The sequence below is a fragment of the Labrys miyagiensis genome (genome assembly GCF_030160835.1).
GTDB lineage: Bacteria > Pseudomonadota > Alphaproteobacteria > Rhizobiales > Labraceae > Labrys > Labrys miyagiensis.
The window spans coordinates 231,267-250,638 of sequence record NZ_BSPC01000054.1 but is presented as its reverse complement, the minus strand read 5'-3'; the positions used below and the strand labels follow the sequence as shown (position 1 = coordinate 250,638).

General features: G+C 62.1%; 15 protein-coding genes. 6 read left to right on the top strand and 9 right to left on the bottom strand.

The genetic code is table 11. The features are described from left to right. Positions 1 to 26: 26 nt before the first annotated feature. Positions 27 to 698: a DUF1523 family protein gene (locus QQL24_RS24535; protein WP_284314920.1), complete on the bottom strand. Its 672-nt coding sequence runs from the start codon at positions 696 to 698 to the stop codon at positions 27 to 29. 588 nt (positions 699 to 1,286) lie between these two features. On the opposite strand from QQL24_RS24535, the gene QQL24_RS24530 reads away from it, so the two are divergent. Further along, entirely contained in the window at positions 1,287 to 3,728 is a 2,442-nt protein-coding gene (locus tag QQL24_RS24530) for a caspase family protein (RefSeq protein ID WP_284314919.1), read from the top strand. Between the two features lie 169 nt (positions 3,729 to 3,897). Here the strand turns inward: QQL24_RS24530 and QQL24_RS24525 are convergent, their stop codons facing one another. From QQL24_RS24525 to QQL24_RS24515, 3 genes are all read right to left on the bottom strand, one after another. Further along, entirely contained in the window at positions 3,898 to 5,184 is a 1,287-nt protein-coding gene (locus tag QQL24_RS24525; protein ID WP_284314918.1) for an HlyC/CorC family transporter, read from the bottom strand. A gap of 362 nt (positions 5,185 to 5,546) precedes the next feature. Continuing rightward, positions 5,547 to 6,680: a 3-dehydroquinate synthase gene (aroB, locus tag QQL24_RS24520; RefSeq protein ID WP_284314917.1), complete on the bottom strand. Its 1,134-nt coding sequence runs from the start codon at positions 6,678 to 6,680 to the stop codon at positions 5,547 to 5,549. Continuing rightward, the gene (locus QQL24_RS24515) at positions 6,677 to 7,324 is read right to left on the bottom strand and encodes a shikimate kinase (protein WP_284314916.1); all 648 of its coding nucleotides are present in this window, start codon (positions 7,322 to 7,324) and stop codon (positions 6,677 to 6,679) included. Before QQL24_RS24515 ends, aroB begins: the two co-directional genes overlap by 4 nt. A gap of 580 nt (positions 7,325 to 7,904) precedes the next feature. On the opposite strand from QQL24_RS24515, the gene QQL24_RS24510 reads away from it, so the two are divergent. Beyond that, positions 7,905 to 9,920 (top strand): FUSC family protein, encoded by a 2,016-nt coding sequence (locus tag QQL24_RS24510; RefSeq protein ID WP_284314915.1) that lies wholly within the window; start codon positions 7,905 to 7,907, stop codon positions 9,918 to 9,920. A gap of 155 nt (positions 9,921 to 10,075) precedes the next feature. Continuing rightward, positions 10,076 to 10,384, top strand: a complete 309-nt coding sequence (locus tag QQL24_RS24505) for an EthD family reductase (protein WP_284314914.1) — start codon at positions 10,076 to 10,078, stop codon at positions 10,382 to 10,384. 22 nt (positions 10,385 to 10,406) lie between these two features. Here the strand turns inward: QQL24_RS24505 and QQL24_RS24500 are convergent, their stop codons facing one another. Then, positions 10,407 to 11,426, bottom strand: coding sequence for an alcohol dehydrogenase (locus QQL24_RS24500; protein WP_284314913.1), 1,020 nt, complete (start codon positions 11,424 to 11,426; stop codon positions 10,407 to 10,409). A gap of 261 nt (positions 11,427 to 11,687) precedes the next feature. On the opposite strand from QQL24_RS24500, the gene QQL24_RS24495 reads away from it, so the two are divergent. From QQL24_RS24495 to QQL24_RS24485, 3 genes are all read left to right on the top strand, one after another. Next, positions 11,688 to 12,386 carry an acid phosphatase gene (locus QQL24_RS24495; protein WP_284314912.1) on the top strand — a complete coding sequence of 233 codons (699 nt, stop codon included), beginning with the start codon at positions 11,688 to 11,690 and terminating at the stop codon, positions 12,384 to 12,386. A 40-nt stretch (positions 12,387 to 12,426) separates the two neighbouring features. Then, a complete protein-coding gene (locus QQL24_RS24490) occupies positions 12,427 to 13,365 on the top strand; it encodes a site-specific tyrosine recombinase XerD (protein ID WP_284314911.1) in 939 nt (312 codons plus the stop codon). Between the two features lie 224 nt (positions 13,366 to 13,589). Next, positions 13,590 to 14,012, top strand: a complete 423-nt coding sequence (locus QQL24_RS24485; protein ID WP_284314910.1) for a hypothetical protein — start codon at positions 13,590 to 13,592, stop codon at positions 14,010 to 14,012. A gap of 100 nt (positions 14,013 to 14,112) precedes the next feature. Here the strand turns inward: QQL24_RS24485 and QQL24_RS24480 are convergent, their stop codons facing one another. The 4 genes from QQL24_RS24480 to QQL24_RS24465 form a co-directional block, all read right to left on the bottom strand. Next, positions 14,113 to 15,477 (bottom strand): SGNH/GDSL hydrolase family protein, encoded by a 1,365-nt coding sequence (locus tag QQL24_RS24480; protein WP_284314909.1) that lies wholly within the window; start codon positions 15,475 to 15,477, stop codon positions 14,113 to 14,115. After that, complete coding sequence (locus tag QQL24_RS24475) at positions 15,477 to 15,839, bottom strand: hypothetical protein (RefSeq protein ID WP_284314908.1); 363 nt, start codon at positions 15,837 to 15,839, stop codon at positions 15,477 to 15,479. The genes QQL24_RS24480 and QQL24_RS24475 overlap by 1 nt, the downstream gene beginning before the upstream one ends. 455 nt (positions 15,840 to 16,294) lie before the next feature. Continuing rightward, positions 16,295 to 18,679, bottom strand: a complete 2,385-nt coding sequence (locus tag QQL24_RS24470; RefSeq protein WP_284314907.1) for a glucose/quinate/shikimate family membrane-bound PQQ-dependent dehydrogenase — start codon at positions 18,677 to 18,679, stop codon at positions 16,295 to 16,297. A 335-nt stretch (positions 18,680 to 19,014) separates the two neighbouring features. After that, positions 19,015 to 19,320 (bottom strand): lipoyl domain-containing protein, encoded by a 306-nt coding sequence (locus QQL24_RS24465; RefSeq protein ID WP_284314906.1) that lies wholly within the window; start codon positions 19,318 to 19,320, stop codon positions 19,015 to 19,017. Between the last annotated feature and the right edge of the window lie 52 nt (positions 19,321 to 19,372).

Genomic DNA, 19,372 nt, shown 5'->3' with positions numbered 1-19,372 from the left:
GTTCATCACGCGGGACAAGCCGCTGCTTACTGTTTTGACCGTCCCCCGCCCAGCCAGCGCCGGAGGCGCGCCATCAAGCCGTTGGCGCTGTCGGAGACGGCCACGGCGTGATCGTCAACCGCGTCAGCCGCGGCGCTCATACGGTTCCCGATGCGGCCGAACACCGGATCCAGGCGCTCGCGCTTGAAGCGGCGCAGGCGGAAATAGAGCCAGATCAGCAGGATGGCGAGGAAGCCGAACACAAAAATGCGCAGCCAGGGGATGACATATTCGTCCGGACCGCTCGCGGCGCGGATCGAGATCGCATTCGGGAACATGGTGAGGAGGGTGACGCGCCAGCCATAGCTTTTGATCACCACCCATTTCGGGTTGTCGGCACTGGACTGCAAGGCCTGCGCGGCCGCCATCAGGTTGCCGGAATCGAACTTGTAGTACCAGGGAAAGCCCCAGTCGGTGTCCTCGTTGCGGAAGACACGCGGCGACCCGCTCGGATAGACCGTGTTGATGAAGCGCACGTCGCGGCTGCTGGTGCTCTTCGGGCCCGGCTGGTCACTGTCGAAATAGCCCGAGGAGTCCAGGCGCTTGGTGTCGGTGCCGACGATGCGCACCACATCATAGCGCGGCAGAACTTGGTCGAGCCAGCAGGCGCCCGTGGCGAGCACCAGGATGATCACGATCCATTTGAGCAGGCGCAGCATGCAATCTCCCGGGTGCGCGGGCGTCTCGCCCGCATCTCCTATCCAACAAGCCAGGCGTTTCCAAGATACGGGCAAGGGGCCCGCGCAGTCGAGGAAGAGCCGGCTCGAAGGCGTCGTTCCAGAACTACTCCTTCGCGACCTCCTGTACCACCGGCGCGATCCTGAGCGAAGCAGTCCAGTTCTTCTGCTTGCGCAGGATCTGGAGGCGGTAAGTAGCCTCGCGCATCTCGGATGCGATCCTTCTTGCAGGCGTGACAGGCTTCGCTCACCAGCTTTCACTGCGCCACGCAAGGTCCTGAAATCAGTCCGTACGACGCGTTTCCGAAATAAATCTGAAGTCACTCTGAAAAATTTGCCATTTGTGCGTTCCAGCACTGCTGGCCTGTTGCTTTTAATCCCATAAGGTTTGAAAATACGGGCCGAGCATAGAAGGGGCCGTGTCTCTCAGAATTTGGGAGGATCCGACCAGCACCCTCTGCGGACGCTTGTTTCAGGTAAGTATAAGTATTCGTGGCTGCCGTAGGCTCGGCTTGCCGCTACTTGCAATTGAAAGCTGAAGAATCCGGATTGGCTCGTAGGGAGGCATCCATGGCAGCGCTCATCTCGAATCGAGATCCCGCCGGTCGTCCTTGCTTTGCCCGGAAAGCCACTCTGCCGCTGGCGGCGCTCGCGGCTGTGACGCTGGCCATTACGCCGAGCGCCAACGCGGCGGAACGGCGCATCGCCTTCGTTGTCGGCAACAGCAACTACACGGTGGTGCCGCCGCTCAACAATCCCGACAATGACGCCCGCGCCGTGGCGGAAGCCCTGACGCGCCAGGGCTTCCAGGTGATCTCGGTTCTCGATCTCAAGCGCAAGGACTTCGACGAGGCCATGCGGCTCTTCATCCAGTCCCTGAAGGGCTCCGACCTCAGCCTGCTCTATTATTCCGGCCACGGCATCCAGGTCGGGGGCGACAACCGCATCATTCCCATCGATGCCAAGCTGAAGGATCCGGCCGATCTCGAAATCGAAACCATCCAGGTTCAGACGATCCTGCTCGCCATGCGGCAATACTCCAAGACGCAACTGGTCTATCTCGATTCCTGCCGGAACAACCCCTTCCAGGCGCGTTCCTACCTTGTGGGGCCGAAGAAGCAGATGGCGGTCGCCGGCGTCGGCCTTGCGCCCCTGACCAGTTTCCCGGGGAGTTTCGTCGCCTATTCGACGCAGCCCGGCGCGGTGGCCGAGGACGGCGCGGGCGACAAGTCGCCTTTCACCGCCTCCATGCTCAAATATTCCTTCACGCTTGGCGTCGATGTGCAGAAGGCCCTCGATGAGGTGACGCAGGATGTCTGGCAGGCGACCCATGAGCGCCAGCGCCCCTGGCTGATGAGCACATTGACGCAGCCCGTCTACCTGGCCAAGCCGGTCATCCATATCGAGCCGGTGAAACCGGTGCAGACCGCGAATGCAGGCGCGGTGAAAATCGGCCCCGCGCCGAGGCAGGATACGGCCACTGCCGAGTCGCCGCAGGCCGCCCCGGTGCAGATGGCGGCTCTCCTGGATGAGACCTTCAGCAAGCCGCGCCGCGTGCCGATCGGCATCGGCGAGGTGGCGATGCTCGACGACCTTCCACTCATCCGCGACGCCACCGGCGCCGAGATCCAAGTCGCCGCCGCCCCGAGCCGCGGGGTGCTCTACCTCAACGGCAAGCCCCTCGGCGAGGGCGATATCATTGACCAGAATGCCCTTCGAGCCGTGAGCTTCGAGCCCGCCATCGGTTCGGAAGGCAAGGTGCAAACCATCCAGCTCAAAGTCGAGCAGCCTGGTGGTGACAGTCAGGTCGTGACAGGCCGGATCGAGCCCTTCGTGCCGGCCTGCGACGCCCTGGCCGGCGAGCCGCTCGATCCCGAGGGCGTGACCGCCGGCAAACTGCCGAACGAGATCGATGCCAAGGCGGCCATTGCGGCCTGCAGCCAGGCCGTTGCGAAGTTTCCCGGGATCGCGCGCTACAAATATGAACTCGGCCGCGCCAAGCTCGCCGACAACGACGTGGCCGGGGCGAGCGAGCAATTCAAGGCCGCGGCCGATGCCGGCTATATCCGCGCTTATCATGGCTTGGGCATCCTGGCCGAGCGCGGTGCCGGGGAACCGCAAAACCTGACGGTTGCCAACCAGCTCTTCAAGAAAGGCGCCGGCGTCGACGCCTACGCCATGCTGGATTATGGCCGCAACCGCACCCTTGGGCGGGGAACTCCCAAGTCCGTCGCCGATGGCGTCAAGCTCATCGGCCAGGCCGTCGAACTCGGCAACACCTCCGCGATGAATACGCTCGGCGCCATGTATTATTACGGCCAGAACGTGCCGGCCGATCCCACACGCGGCGCCAAGTTCTTCCAGGCTGCCCTGGTGCGCAACGATGTTTGCGGCATGCGCAACCTGGGTGTCGCCTATCTGGAGGGCAAGGGCGTGACCCGCGACGCCGCCACCGCAATGGGGCTCTTGAAGACCGCCACCGACAAGGCACATCCCTACGCCCCCACCACGATCGGGACCATGTATTTCAACGGCAATGGCGTCAAAAAGGACCTGCCAACGGCAATCGGCTGGTTCGAGACCGGCGCCGAGCGCGGTGATTATTACGCCGCCTCAAATCTGGCCTGGATCTATGCCAGGGGGCCCGTGGATGTGCGCGATCCGGAGAGGGCCAGACACTATGCCGGCCTCATGGCGGCGCTGGATCCGAATGGAAGGCAGTGGCAATACTCCTTCGATCCGTGTGGCCTGCCGAAGGGCGACAAGATGGAAGTTGTGCTCCCGCCGGTGCGCAAGGTCGCGGTCACACCGCCGCCGCGCAAGAAATTCCGTGTCGAGCCGCAGGTGATCTTCACACCGCCGCCACCGGATGTAACCGGCCCGCGCATTCTTTACGATCAGGGCACAGGCGGCCAGGGGAACGGCAACGGCAACAACGGCAACAACGGCACCACCCATGGATCCGGCAATTCCGGAGGAGGTAGGGGAGGGGGTACGACGGGCCCTAGTTGATTTGAGCGTTTTGTCTTCACACAGAATCACCAAGAATCGCAAAATGCTTTTGATACCAAAAAAGTTCGTTTGGAGATCTGCTCCAGTGTCAACGCATTTTGCTCTCGACGCGGCGGGGTGGCAGCAGCCATTCCATCGCCATGCCGGCGCATTTCCACCGGCATGAACCTCACTCGGCCTTGGCCACCGCGGTGTCGACAGGCGTGATCCGCAGCGAAGCAATCCGGTTCTTCTGCTTGCGCAGGATCTGGAAGCGGTAGCCGTAGAAGGTGAAGGTCTGCCCGGCCTCAGGGATGGTGCGCGCTTCATGGATGACGAGGCCGGCAATGGTGGTGGCTTCCTCGTCCGGCAGGCTCCAGTCCATGGCGCGGTTGAGATCGCGGATCGGCACCGAGCCGTCGACATTCACGGCGCCATCGGCCTGCGGGCGCACGCCGCTCACCGCCACGTCGTGCTCGTCGGAGATGTCGCCGACGATTTCCTCGATGATGTCCTCGAGCGTGACGATGCCCTGCACCGAGCCATATTCGTCGACCACGAAGGCGAAATGCATCTTCTTGCGGCGGAAGGAGCGCAACTGGTCGGCGAGCGAGGTGGTGTCGGGCACGAACCAGGCGGGCAGGGCGATCTCTTCGAGGTCGAGCTTGCCGGGATCGTTGCCGGCGGCGTCAAGGGCACGCAGGAGGTCCTTGGCATGCAGCACGCCGATGATGTTCTCGGGCGTGTCCTTCCAGACCGGGATGCGCGTATAGGGGGCCGCCAGCACACTCTGCACGATGTGGCTGGGATCCTCGTCGATATCGACCGACAGCATGGTGGTGCGGTGGACCATGACGTCGCCCACCGTCAGCTCCTGCAGGTCGATCAGGCCACCGAACATGTCGCGGTCGGTCTTCTCCACCGACCCTTCCTTGTGCAGGAGGTCGACGGTGCCGCGCAACTCGTCCGCCGCGGAGAGGATCGAGGTGTGCTCGCCAATGCGCAGGCCAAACAGGAGCAGGATGCCGCGCACCAGCCAGCCGAGCGCCGTGGTCAGCGGGGAGAAGACGATGACCACGATGCGCACCGGCCAGGCCACCGCGAGCGAGAAGCGTTCGGGGAAATTGATGGCGATGGTCTTGGGCAGGATCTCGACGAAGACGATCGTCAGCACCGAGATGACGATGGTGGCGTAGAAGATGCCGACATCGCCGAAAATGTCGAGCAGGATGCCCGTGGTCAGCGCCGCCGCCGCCGTGTTGACGATGCTGGTGCCGACCAGAAGCGAACCGATCATCGCCTCGCGGATGTCGAGTAACTGGTTGACGACCTTGGCGGCCCGGTTGCCGTGCCTTTCGAGCGCCAGGAGGCGCGCGCGTGAGGCCGCCGTCAGCGCCGTCTCGGAGCCTGCGAAGAAGAAGCCCGCCAGGAGCAGCAGGAAGACGATGAGAATAGAGAACCACATCTGGGCGGTCATGGCGTCTATATGCCCCTGGGCGGGAAGGGCGCCACGCGAGAAACCTCCCCCACGAAGCTGGCCATGGCATGCACATATCTCAGCATCGTTGAACGGGGCGCGAAAATCCTTCCCCGACTGCGGGGAAGGTGGCCGAACGCAGTGAGGTCGGAAGGGGTAGAGTGGCGCCTTGCTCGCCCAAATCGGTCCTGTCGCGCCGCCCTCCCCCTTCCGTCATTGCTTCGCAATGACACCTTCCCCGAAGGCGGGGAAGGATTCCCCCGCTCTTCCTGCCCGTATCGAGATATGTGCATGCCATAGCCAGCTTCGTGGGGGAGGCTTTTCGCGTTGAGCCTTTCCGAAATCAAGTCAGCGGCCATCGCTCACGCGCCCACTTTTTGAGCGTCGGCCAGCTTCTCTTCCAAAAACCCCGTCACCGCGGCCGGGTCGACGTCGTTGGCGATGAAGCTCTCGCCAAGGCCGCGCGTGAGGATGAAGGTGAGCTTGCCGCGCTTGACCTTCTTGTCCTGCGTGATGGCGTTCATCAACTCCGCCGCCGTGCCCACGCCGCCCGGCACCTGGTCGATGCGGGTGGGCAGGCCGGCTTCGGCCAGATGGCCGGCGACACGCGAGGGCATTTCCTGCGAGCACAGGCCGAGGCGCGCCGAGAATTCATGGGCGAGCACCATGCCGATCGAAACGCCTTCGCCATGCACGAGGCGCTTCGAATTATAGCCCGTCAACGCCTCCAGCGCATGGCCGAAGGTATGGCCGAGATTGAGGAGGGCGCGTTCGCCCGTCTCGGTTTCGTCGCGCGCCACGATGCCGGCCTTGGAGCGGCAGGAGACGGCGATCGCTTCTTCGCGCGCCTTTCCACCGGCCATCACGTCCCGCCAGTTGCGCTCCAGCCAGAGGAAGAAGGGTGCATCGTTGATCAGGCCATATTTGGCAACCTCGGCGTAGCCGGCGCGGAATTCGCGCTTCGAGAGCGTGTCGAGTACGCTGGTGTCAGCCAGCACCAGGCTCGGCTGGTGGAAGGCGCCGACCAGGTTCTTGCCGTGGCGCGAATTGATGCCGGTCTTGCCGCCGACGGAGGAATCGACCTGGGCGAGCAGGCTGGTCGGGATCTGGATGAAGCGCATGCCGCGCCGGATCACCGCCGCGGCAAAGCCGGCGAGATCGCCGATCACGCCGCCGCCGAAGGCGATGACGAAATCGCCGCGCTCGACCCTGGTGGCGAGCAGCCCGTCGCAGACCTCGGCGAAGGTGGCGTAGCTCTTGGAGGCTTCGCCCGGCTTCACCACGATGGTTTGGTGCGCAAGACCGGCCTTGTCGAGGCTGGCGGTGAGGGTGGCAAGATGCAGGGCGGCGACATTCTCGTCGGTGACGATGGCGAGCCGCGCCTGTGGCGCCAGGGCAGCGATGCGGGCGCCGGCTTCGGGCAGCAGGCCCGGTCCTATGAGAATCTCGTAGGAGCGCGCTCCCAGGACGACGGGAACGGTGATCGGCGTGCTCATGCGAGGGAGTCCGGCTTCTGGGCGTTCAGCTCCGGCATCGCAGGATCCCGGAGCTTGAGATAGGTTTCGAGGGCGGAGATCACATCCTCCAGCACCATGTCATGCGCCACATCCCGCGACAGGACGGTGACATCCGCCTCGGCATAGATGGGGTAGCGCAGGTCGATCAGCTTTTTCAGCGTGCCCTCGGGATCGGGGTTCTGCAGCAGCGGCCGGGTCAGCTTGCGGCGCACGCGGCGCATCAGCACGTCGAATTCGGCCTTCAGCCAGATCGAGACGCTGCATCCGGCGATCAGGGCCCGGGTCTCGCTGTTCATATAGGCGCCGCCGCCGGTCGCCAGCACGATCGGCTCCTCGCAGGAAAGCAGTCGGGCGATGACGCGCCGCTCCTTGTCGCGGAAAAAGGTCTCGCCGTCGCTGGCGAAGATCTCAGCGATGGTCTTCTTGGCCGCTTCCTCGATCTCGGCATCGGCGTCGCGGAATTCAAGCCCGAGCCGGCCTGCCAGGCGCTTGCCCACCGCGCTCTTTCCCGCGCCCATCATGCCCACCAGCACGACCGATCGGCCTGCGAGGGCCTGCGTCAGCTTCTTCTCGCGTTCGGCCGGAGCAAGAGATGTCGCAACGCCGCCCATTTCGTCCTGCATCAACAAAGTCATGTTTCTATAGAACCGGAGACGGGCCGGGACGCAAGGGTTTCCCACATTTCATTCGTTGTATGGCCGCGCCGAAGACATAGCTCCGCCCGGATTCGCACAGTATTGTGCGGCTGAAATCTCCAGGTTCCCAATGCCCAGTCTGCTCCGTTTCCTGCTTATCCTCGCTATAACCGGGCTTGCCGGATATGGCATCGTCTATGCGCTGGGTACCTATGTGAGACCGGCCACGCGGCCAATGAGCGTGGATGTGCCGCTCAGGAACCTGCAGCCCGGGCCGGATGGTCCTCCGGGGAAAACGCCTTGATGCTTTTGGATGGGAACGTGGGGATGGAGTGTCGATCACCGATCGACATCCTTGGAAGCAGCACGTCTGCAGGAGTGGAAGATGTCGATCGGTGATCGACACTCCGAGTTTTGGCCTCCTCTCCCTCCGGCAAAGTTGGTGCCTCTGCCTCACGCTAGATTTCCCTCTCGCGCCCGGTTCCAATTCGCCCGCTGAGCCTCTATTCCCGTAAGCATGCCCAGTCCTGCCTCCCTCCGTTCGCGCTTTGCCGTCCTGGTGCCGCATGTGTCCCTGCCGCCTCGGGCGGACTGGATCTTTGCGCTGCGCACGACGCTGGTGGGCCTCGTCGCGCTGGTCATCGCCTATCTGCTTGGCCTTGGGCAGCCGCAATGGGCGATGATGACGGTGTTCATCGTCAGCCAGCCCGTCGCTGGCATGGTGCTGGCCAAGGGCCTGTTCCGCCTCGCCGGCACCCTGATCGGCGCGCTCGCCTCGGTGACGATGGTCAAGGCCACCGGCACAGAGCATGTCGCCTATGTCGGCCTGCTCACTGTGTGGATCGCGGTGTGCACCTATGTCGCCTCGGTGCTGCGCAATCCCGAATCCTATGGCGCGGTGCTGGCCGGCTATACCGCCGCCATCATCGGCCTGCCCGCCTTCGACAATCCCCATCTCGTCACCGATCTTGCCGCCGCGCGCTGCATCGAGATCATGCTCGGCATCACCTGCGCCGGCATTGCCGGGCGCTTCTTCATGCCCCAGCTCGCCCGCGACGTGCTGGTCGAGCGCGTCGGCGCGGGCCTGCGCGACATTGCCCGCTACAGCGCCGGCGCCATCGGCGGCACCGCCAAACCCGAGCTCGACGCCCGCTACCAAAGGCTGATCGTCGACATCGAGGCGCTGGCCGGCATGCGCGCCTATGCCCGCATCGAGGCGCCGGGGCTGGTGACCCATGGCCGCATGGCCCGGCATACGATCGGCCACATGCTCTCGGCGATCTCGGCCATCCACACGCTCCTCGCCCATGCGAGCGCGCCCGACTCGAGCTGGCGCCCGCTGCTGGGCCGCGTCAAGGCCATGCTGGACGGCCTCGTGCAGCGCGACTGGCTGGTCGAGGATGCCAGGCCCTGGTTGCGCCAGATCGACGAACTCACCCGCGAATCCGAGGCGATGCGCACCGCCCCGCTTCAGCCGGGCGAGGATCGCGCCGCAGCGGCCGCCCGCATCACGCTGCTGATCGAGTTCCTCGCAGCTCTCAGCCTCGTGCTGGAGGGCCTCACCGCTTTGCGCCTGCGCGCGCCAGATCCTCCCGGCCCGCCCGGCCAATGGAAGCTGCCGACGCTTACCATCGACCGCGACCAGAATGTCGCCTTCGTCAATGCCGTGCGCGCCGCCATCGCCACAGCCGTCGTCACCGCCTACTGGATCGCGACGCGCTGGGCCGATCTCGCCGGCGCCGCGGTGATGGTCGCGGTGGTGTCGAGCCTGTTCGCCACCATGCCCAACCCGATGCGCTCCTCCCTCGAATTCCTGAAGGGAGCGGCTTTTTCGGTGCCGGCGGCCTTCCTCGTGGGGCAGGTCCTCTTGCCGGAGCTACAGGGCCTGTTCTGGCTGCTGCTGCTCATCGCGCTCGTGCTTGTCCCGGTGGCGCTGGCCATGGCCAATCCGCGCTACACCAGCATCGCCACCTCCTTCGCCATCAACTTCCTGCTCTTCGTCAATCCGCGCCAGCCCATGGTGGCGCAGCCCTGGCCCTTCCTGAACGAGGCGATCGCCGTGCTGGGCGGCATCCTGCTCAGCGTCGGCATCTTCGCCGTGGTGCTGCCGCGCCGGCCGGAAAGCGTGGTCGAGCGTGTAGTGGAAGCCTTCCGCGCCGACCTCACGCGGCTATGCCTGCATGAGCGCCTGCCCAAGCCCTCGGCCTTCGAGAGTCTCGCCTATGACCGCATAAACCAATTGATGGCCCCACTGGAGCGCGTCGGCGCCAAGGCGCAATATGTGCTCGACGGCAGCCTCGCCGCCGTGACCATGGGGCTGGAGATCCTGCGCCTGCGCCGCTTCATCCGCGACAGCCAACTCGAGGCCGCCCATGCCGGCGAGGTGAGCGCCATGCTCGTGCGCCTCGCCAAGCTCCTGGCCATCCGCGGCCCACACGCCAAGACCCTGCGCGACATGATCGACGCCTTGCGCACCTTGGCGGCCTCAAGCGCTACCGACGCCAGCCCCAACATCCACCTCCAGGCCGCCGCCTCGCTGCGCGTGATCGCCTTGGCGCTCGAGGATCATCCGCTCTATTTCTGAGCCGGAATAGACGAGAGAGATGTCGCGCTTCGCACTTGCAGCGATCCGATCATCTGAGCGACAATAGAGGAACGATGCAGAGGGGAATTGGTGAGCTGGGCCTCTGAAACAATCGGCTATTCACAGCAGCAGACGAAAATTCTTGGGGGAGTGCCATGGCGAGCCTGGTTGTCATGTATGGAACGCCGGTCGATAGTGCAGAATTCGACAGATACTATTTCGAGACCCATGTTCCGATCGCAAAGAAGATTCCGGGCTTGAGGAAGTATGAGGTCAGTCGCGGGCCAGTGGTTACGCCCGCCGGTCCGTCCAAGGTTCATCTGATCGCGACCTTGCACTTCGACGATGTCGCATCGATCCAGAAAGCCTTCGCCAGTGCCGAAGGCGAGGCCGCCGCCGCGGATGTGCAAAGCTTTGCCACCGGCGGCACCGACATGCTGATCTTTCACAGCGAAGAAGTTTGAGGCGCGGGCACCGCGGCCGGGTCTATTGCCCGGTCGTGAGCACCATGCGGAAGCGGGCTGCACCGCTCATCATCCGCTCATAGGCCTCGGCCGCCCGTTCGAGCGGCATCGTTTCGATCATCGGCCTGATGTTGGCGAGGGCGCTGAACGCCAGCGTATCTTCGGATTCGATCGAAGTTCCGGATGGCCATCCCTGGATTCCCCGGCGGGCGCCGATCAGCAGGAAGGGCGAGACCTCGATGGGATCGGGTGTGGCGCCCACGACGATCATCTTGCCATCGATGGCCAACCCGCCGAGCACTGCGCTCATCGCCTGGGCGCTGGTGACGGTGGAGAGGATCACATGAGCCCCACCCATCTTGGTCAGCTCGGCTGCGACATCCTGCGTGGTGCTGTCGAGATAGCGATGAGCGCCGAGCTGGCGCGCCAGCGGCCCCTTGTCGGCACCGCGCGCGATGGCGACTGTGCGGCAGCCCATCTTGGCCGCGAACTGCACGCCGAGATGGCCAAGGCCGCCGATGCCGAGCACCGCGACGGTATCGCCGGCGCGCACGCCGCTGTTGCGCAACGCATTGTAGGTCGTGATGCCGGCACACAAAAGCGGTGCAGCCTCGGCCGCCCCCAGATCGTCTGGGATTGCAGCCAGCGCCTCGAAAGGCGCGATCATGTAGTCCGCATAGCCGCCATCATAGCTGATGCCGGGGATCTGCCCGTTCGAACATGTGATGAAGTCACCGCGCCGGCAGGAAGGACAATGGCCGCAATGGCCACCGTGCCAGCCGACGCCGACACGCTGCCCCGCCTGCCAGTCCGGCACGCGTTCGCCAACCGCCTCGATGACGCCGACAACCTCGTGGCCAGGCACACGCGGGTAGACGATGCCCGGAATCGCTCCCGTCTTGGTGAAGGCATCGCTGTGGCACACCCCGCACGCCTGCACCTTGATCAGGACCTGGCCCGCGGCCGGAATCGGGACCTCGCGCTCGACGAGTTCGAAGGGACCGTTGGCGTTCTTCACTTGAACAGCACGCATGCGTGGCATTGGAGCCTCCCATAATTGGTGTTGTGATCAGGTGCCGACCGAGATCGTCGAATGTCGCGCTATCAGAAGTGGCGTTCGCGCAAAGTGTCGATGCCGCGTGGATGGCCAGGATCGAACCACGCGAGCACAAAGTTGTCCAGGTAAAGGATACCGGCCGGGCGCGCTTCCGCGACCAGGTTTTGCTGTCCCCGCCGCATCTGTCATCGGCCCGTCACCCCAGGGTGGCATCTGGCGCGAGTTCCGCAACCAATGGGTGCTCCCTTGCGCAAGATCATTGCTCTCGCTGCCATGCTGGCCCTTGCAGGCCTTTCCCCGGCTATCGCCGACGAGGCCAAGCCCTTCACCGACGCCAAGGTGGTCAATCTCACCATTCTGCTGCCGCCCCCGCCGGCCGCCGATTCGATGCAGACCAAGAGCGAGATCGCCGCGGTGCTGGCGCTGCAGGTCGAGCGCACGCCCGAAGAGCTGAAGCACGCCCAGGCCGATGACGAGGAGACCGTCTGGCGCTTCGGCGGCGAGCTGTTCGGCGCTAAATTCGACAAGGCCAAGCTGCCGAAATTCGCGGCTTTCTTCGACCGCATCATTGAGACGGAAGCCGCCGTGGTGGATCCCGCCAAGAAGACCCTTGGTCGCCTGCGTCCGCATCTGGTCAGCGATCTCGTGCGCCCGGCGGTCGAGCCCAGCAAGTCCGGCTCCTATCCCTCCGGTCACACCACGCTCGGCACGCTGGAGGGCATCGTGCTCGCCAACATGGTGCCGGAGAAGCGGGCCGAGATCATGGCCCGCGCCTGGGACTACGGCCATAGCCGCCTGGTGGTGGGCATCCACTATCCCTCCGACATCGAGATGGGCCGTATCTCTGGCACGGTGATCGCTGAGACGATCATGCGCCAGGACGATTTCAAGGCCGAGTTCGAGCCTGCCAAGGCGGAGCTTCGCGCCGCTCTCGGCCTGAACTGATCTTTTCAGCCTGTTAACCGCGGCGGGCTAGGGTATCGCAATGCCCAAGCCCGCCAGCGATACCAGGCTGATCAACGCCTTCCTCGACATGGTGTCCGCCGAACGCGGCGGCGCCGACAATACGCTGGAAGCCTATCGGCGCGATCTCACCGACTACAGCGACTTCCTTGCCGGCCGTGGCGGCGCCATCGCCACCGCGACCTCGGACCAGGCGCGTGACCACCTCGCCTCCCTCACCGCCCTCGGCTTCAAGGCGACCACCTTGGCGCGGCATCTTTCGGCCATCCGGCAACTGCACAAATTCCTCTATGCCGAGGGTTTTCGCGACGACGATCCGACCAGCGTGCTCGACGGCCCCAAGCGCGGCCGGCCCCTGCCCAAGGTCCTGAGCGTGGAAGAGGTCGACCGCCTCCTGACCGCCGCCGGCGAGAGGATCGAGGACGCCGCGCGTCCCATGCTGGAGCGCCTGCGCGCCGGCCGCATGAGCGCCCTGCTCGAAACGCTCTATGCCTCGGGCCTGCGCGTCTCCGAACTCGTCAGCCTCAAGCGCTCGGCGGCCCGCCCCGGCCTTGCCATGCTCAGCGTGGTCGGCAAGGGCAACAAGGAGCGCCTGGTGCCGCTCACCGACATGGCGCGCCGGGCGATGCAGGCCTATCTCGCGCTGCTGGCGGAAGCGGGCCGGGGCCAGGCCTCGCCCTGGCTCTTCCCCTCCTTCGGGGAGAGCGGTCACCTCACCCGCCAGCATTTCGCCCGCGACCTCAAGGCGCTCGGCGCCTCGGTCGGCATAAGGGGCGACCGCATCAGTCCCCACGTCCTGCGCCACGCCTTCGCCAGCCACCTCCTGCAGAATGGCGCGGACCTGCGTTCCGTCCAGATGATGCTCGGCCACGCCGACATCGCCACGACGCAGATCTATACCCATGTGCTGGACGAGCGCATGAAAGCGATGGTGCGCGACCTGCATCCGATGGGGGATTGATGTCGCGTCTCACGAAAAAGGATAGGTTCTCGGAAGAGATGACGGCGACACCGAGGGTTCTCGCATAAGTCGACGTGGTCGCCTCGACGCTAAATTATCGCATCAAACAGCCTCACCCTCATGAAATCGGCTTTCACCAGAATTTGGATGCACTTTATAGGCCAATGACCTAAGGTCACCGCTATCAGCAGCAGAAAGATAACCAGTATTCAGGAGAGCGGCGTGTGAGCCATGTGTCAGTCGATGATGCACATTGGGAGCCAGGCGAAAACGGAGTGGTCCCTATTCACACATTGTGGATTGGGGAAGTGCTCGGACCGATTGAGCGGCTTTGTTTGATTTCCTGGGTCCGCCTTGGGTACGAAGTTGTATTACACTCTTATGCTGATTTGCAGGTACCAGCCGGCGTCAAAACCGTTGATGCATCGTTGCTGCTCTCTGCCGACAAAATATTCCGAAATGAACGGAATGGGAGCCTGGCTGTATTTTCAGATGTATACAGGGCTCTTATTCTCAAGAGATTTTTCGCGATCTGGCTCGATATCGATATTTTTCTGGTTCGCAGGTTCGACTTTTCCGCCCCGAATATTCTGGCCATGGAAGGAGGCGACAGAACCGTCGTGAGTGGCCCTTGCCGCATGCCTTGACCATATCGGGAGAGGTCATCATCGATAGACGGACGCCACCGTCGGTCAATCCTTCGGCAAGTCCTGACAAAAGGGGCTTGAGGCGAAGGGCTCAGGCAGCCTATGCCGCTTCGCCCGAAGAAAGAGGAGCCCGAATCTCTTCCAGCGCTCGCAGAATTTCATTGCGGAGGATGGCCTGCATCAAACCGCTCTGATGGACCGCGTCTGGCAGGTGTTCAGCGCCGCCAATTTCAGCCGCTATGGCGTCGACATCGATGATGGCGATGTCGCGCGTTTCGGCGATATCATGCAGCATCAGGTTCATTTCCTTCGCGGCGATATTCGCCAGCGTATCGCTCATTGGCGCGTCGAAGGGAGCATAGCTTGAGATGTCCTCGTGCCCCTGTGTCGACATGCGATTTATGATCACGAGCTTCGCGCCGGTCATGCGTGCCACGGTGTCAATCAGTTTTTCATAGTCGCGCCGGATGTCATCAAGTGATCGTTTGACCGCCTCGAAGGCGCTACCGAGCCATTCGCGGATGGCTGGGCCCGCCGCCGCCTGATAGTGGCGCAGAATGTTGAGATGGTAGCCAAGTTTCTTATGCCGTAGAATTGTTTGCGGTTCCGCGACCAGCGACAGAAGTATTGCGTTTGCTGGGCCCAGGCGAGCAGAACCGGATGCTGAAAAAATCGGATAGGTATCCGTGATCGGAGATCTCTGCAATGCCTGCAACAAGGTGCCCGCAAACACCAAGTCGTCTGGTGTGGAAGTTGTCGATGCTTCGGTGAGTACGGCTTGGATGTCTGCCGCAATGGCTTTGTATTGCGCCGGTGTTCGGCTCAACTGATCGAGCAATAGCTGCGTCGTATACGCTATGGGATGGTCTGGAACATAAACCATCTGCGCGGCCTGCGCGGCTGCCTCAAATGTCTCGAGGAAAGCGCCTTTATCTCCGGTAACGACACCGGCGGCGTCGCAAACGCCAAGGCTCAGCAAACTGATCGGAGTTTCGCCTTTGTCACACCACCAGCCACGGCTTCTGCCGTGCCAACTTGGCAAAAGCCCGGCGTGCTGAAGGTCGGCGAGGCCTGTCATTCGACGGCCCGCCAGCATCAGTAGACGCACGTTGCCGGCGCCCTCCTGTTCGACCTCCACGTCCGTTTCCAGATGCGCGACAATATCCTCGGCGTTCCAGGTTTCCACGCTGTGCATGCTCAGATAGCCACCGCGCAGCAGCTCCGAGTTGATAGAAATTCGTCCCGGGAGACGCGGCGCAAAAGCGACCTGTAGTTCCTGCTCCTCCGCAAACGGAGGCGGGCCGCTCAGCCTTAGGCCGGCCGGCTGCAAGGAAATATTGCAGAAGCCTATGATTTGATTGGCACGGACTTCCTCTCCCTGCGAGCACAGCCAGTGCACGCCTGACCGGAGGATCTTCTGGCTGTCCACAGACAGCGGACCCAAATGCAATGCAAGGCTGCTCATCACGTGCCGCTCGACCACATGCCAGGATAATGCATAATACCAGCCACCGTCACCCGTACGCCTCGCGCCGGTGACTGATCCAGACTTTCCTCCGGTTCGGTGCTGAATATCGCCAACAACTCATCGACGGCATAAAGCTGACCGGGAGTCGCCTTGATCTCCCGCAAAAATGCGGGCTCACGCATTACAAAGCGATAGTAAGAAACGGGTGGACAATCCTGGGTAAACGCGCCGCCAAGATCGACACTGATATCCAGAACTTTGGCGCCGGCCTTCAGGGCGGCTGCCTGCGAGTGAAGAAATTCTACGGTTGCGCCCGACATGTGCGGGCTGATCTTTGGCAATCTGAATTCTAAAATCATCTTGGGAGCCCAAACAAACTTCCTCGATAGAGTGCGATATCATCAAAAAAAAGATAAGTCATTATTGTGGATGTTTTCCAGGACAATATTGAGGGCAAATGTTCACAGGAAATCGCAATCTTGAAGGTACGCCTACTTCAGATATGAGGTTGCGTTATCCAGATGAGGTGGCGTAGCGACAGTAATATTGATGTCGTAACGTCTCTTATGAATATAATATTTGATTTTCAATTAATTTTCTTACTATATATTATAAGATCATGCTTGATGGTGCTGAATTCATACAAGGAAACTAAATAATCCATATGTTTCTTCGCTGCTGACCGGAAGAACTGGACTGCCTCCCGATGACAAGCTTCAAAACACTCCGAGGCCGCCTCGGCATAGCGGCCTCGGCTCGACGCGGTCGCCTCCGCCGTTGGCTCTGGATCAATGAAGCGCACGGAGAGGCTCCCTCAAGGCAAGCTATACGCAATGACGTAGTCGCCGATCTTGGTGCCGAAGGAACCGTGGCCGCCCGCTGCCGTGACGACGAACTGCTTGCCGTTCGCCTTGTAGGTCATGGGTGTGGATTGACCGCCAGCAGGTAGCCGATCTTCCCAGATTTTCTCGCCGGTGCTGACGTCGTAAGCTCGAATATAGGCGTCCATGGTTCCGGTCATAAAGGCAACGCCACCCCCGGTGACGATCGGTCCCCCGAGTGCCGGCACCCCCAGCTTGAATGGCAGGGGGAACCTTGTGCTGTCCCGGACCGTGCCGTTGCGGAGCTTCCAGGCGATTTTATTGGTCCGCAGGTCAATGCCGGCAACGAACCCCCAGGGCGGCTGATTGCATGGTAGACCCAGCGGAGATAGCAGCGGGCCGAGCTTCAGGCCAAAGGGAACGCCAAACTGTGGTTCAATGCCAATCTCCGAGCCGGGTAAATCACCCGGTCTGGGCTTGTCTGGATTGCTTTCACTTCGCGGAATGAGGCGCGAAACGAAGGCAACAGAGATCGGATTGGCTATCGCAATCTGGCGGGTCGGGTCGACAGCCAGGCCGCCCCACTCGAAGATACCAAGGCTACCGGGGAATACCAGGGAGCCTTGCAGGGACGGCGGCGTGAAGGGGCCGTCATAACGCAATCGATGAAAGATGATCCTGCAGGCAAGCTGATCCACGACGCTGATACCCCACATATCGGCACCCGTCAGTTTCGCTTTGGGCCGGAAGGTAAGTTCTGAGGCAGGTTGCGTGGGCGAGGTATGGTCGCCGGGCGCCGGGCCCTGCGGTGCCGCCAATTCCGGAGCTGGAATGATTGGCTTGCCGTCGCGCCGATCGAGCACGAAGATGTCACCTGTCTTCGCCGGGGCATAGATCGCCGGCACGACACCGCCATCGGGCCGCTTGATGTCGACGAGGCTTGGCTGGGCCGGCAGATCCAGGTCCCACAAATCATGATGGACGGTTTGGTAGGACCACGCCAGTTTTCCGGTATCCGCATGGAGCGCCAGCAGCGAACTCGAATAGCGCTCGGCATCCGGCGTGCGATTGCCACCCCAGCTATCGGGAGTCTGCACGCCGGTCGGGATGTAGATTAGGCCCAACTTCGCGTCATAGGCGGAGATAGTCCAGGAGTTTGGGGAATTGGCGACGTATTGATGTGTGTCCGACGCCGGTTCATTGGGATCGGGATTACCCGGATCGAAGGCCCAGAGCAGCCGGCCCGTGTATACGTCGAAGGCGCGGATTACACCGGAAGGCTCCTTGGTGGAATAGTTGTCTATCACGGCACCGGCGACGATAACCGCCTTTGAGGTTACGACTGGCGGCGACGTTGCTTCATAGAAGCCATTGGTTGTAACACTCATGCCCTCCTTGAGATTGATGACACCATTGTTGCCGAAACCCTGGCACGGAGTACCGCTGGAAGCATCCAGTGCGAACAAGCGTCCGTCATTGGTCGGCAGGAATATACGAGCGGGGCAGTCGACCGAGCCCGCGGAGCCATCCGGCCGTACCCCTCCCGGAGGTGTCTCGAAATAGGATACACCGCGGCAGGTCATGTGCTGGAAGGCTCGATTGAAGACGATCTTGGGGTCGAACTTCCACTTGAGCGCGCCATTTGCGGCATTGAGCGCAAAGGCGATCTGGTGGGGCGAGCACAGAAAAAGCGTATCGTTGATCTTGATGGGGGTGACTTCGTCGGTCGTCTCGGAGGGATCATCCGGGCCCTTGAGATCGCCGGTGCGAAAGGTCCACGCCACTTTCAGGTTCGCGACATTCTTTGGCGTGATATCGGCCAGCGGCGAGAAACGATTGCCAAATTGTGTGCGTCCATAGGATCGCCAGTCGGCGTCAGGCATTTCGCGTGAGTCGGCGGCTTGCGGGTTGGATGGATCTGTCGGCGGAAGTACACCTGCGATTTCGTGGGGGTCCTTGAGCAAGGAAGCCAGGAGTACGCCGAAGCTTGCTAGAAGAGCCAGAACAAGCGGTGCTGTCTTCGCAGCATTTGAAGACAAGGAGCCGGCGTTCAGCTTCCTCACCATGAAGGGCAGCAAGAGCCAGAGACCGAGAAGTACGAAGATATCCCCGCGCGGCACAAGCGCCCAGAAGTCAAAGCCGACTTCCCAAACAGCCCAGACCAAGGTGCCGAGCAGCAGGATGGCATACATCCACAGTGCCCAGCCACTACGACGTGCCATCAAGAAGGACGAAACGAGCAGGAGCGGGCCAGCGACGACATAGTAGGGCGACCCCCCGATTGCCAGCAACCACACGCCTCCCGCGGCCAGGATCAGGCCGAGAATAGCAACGCAAATAATAGTAAGTAGAAACAGTGCCTTACCGAGCCAATGCATACAGATCTCCGGTTTCAAAGATGCCTAGCTTCTAGATAAGAATATCGATAGTATTAATAAAATCTCTGGATATTACAATTGAACAGACACGAAATCTCGGATTTCACTATATTCTTGCCCGCCGCACGAAAAATAGTGTGACCCCACACGCAATCGTCCATTGGAAGGTTCGTTGCGCGTGGTATTGGTCCCACCTGTGAGTTTCGTTGCATAGCTTAGACTGGGCCGCCTCGCAGCAGGGCAAAGCGCGTTTACGCGTCATCGCCGAAGATCTGTTAGCTCTTCTTGCAAGCCCACCAGCCATCCACCGCGCGCGAGGCGAAGAAAGCGCTCTATCAGGTCACCTCGAAATCCACAGCCAATTCGGCGAGATCTTTATCGTCGGCTGGCGTCGGCTCGTCTGCCGTGTCGCTGAATACGGCCAGCGCGAGGCCAATTTCCTTCCAGTCCCCAGCCTCGGCAAGCACACGACGCAGCACGCCTGGCTGCCCCGCTCGAACCTCGACCACGGCCTTATGGGTCTCGAGTTCGACGATCAACTCGCCCTGGGCGAAGCTGCGGCCCACGTCGCCATGCCATTCCAGCACTCGGATTTCATCGACGCCCTTCACAGCGGCAGGCACAGTCAATTGATAGATCATTTGCAGCGGCTCTCCAAAAAACAGGCAGTATGGGTGAGGACGAGGAGTCTCC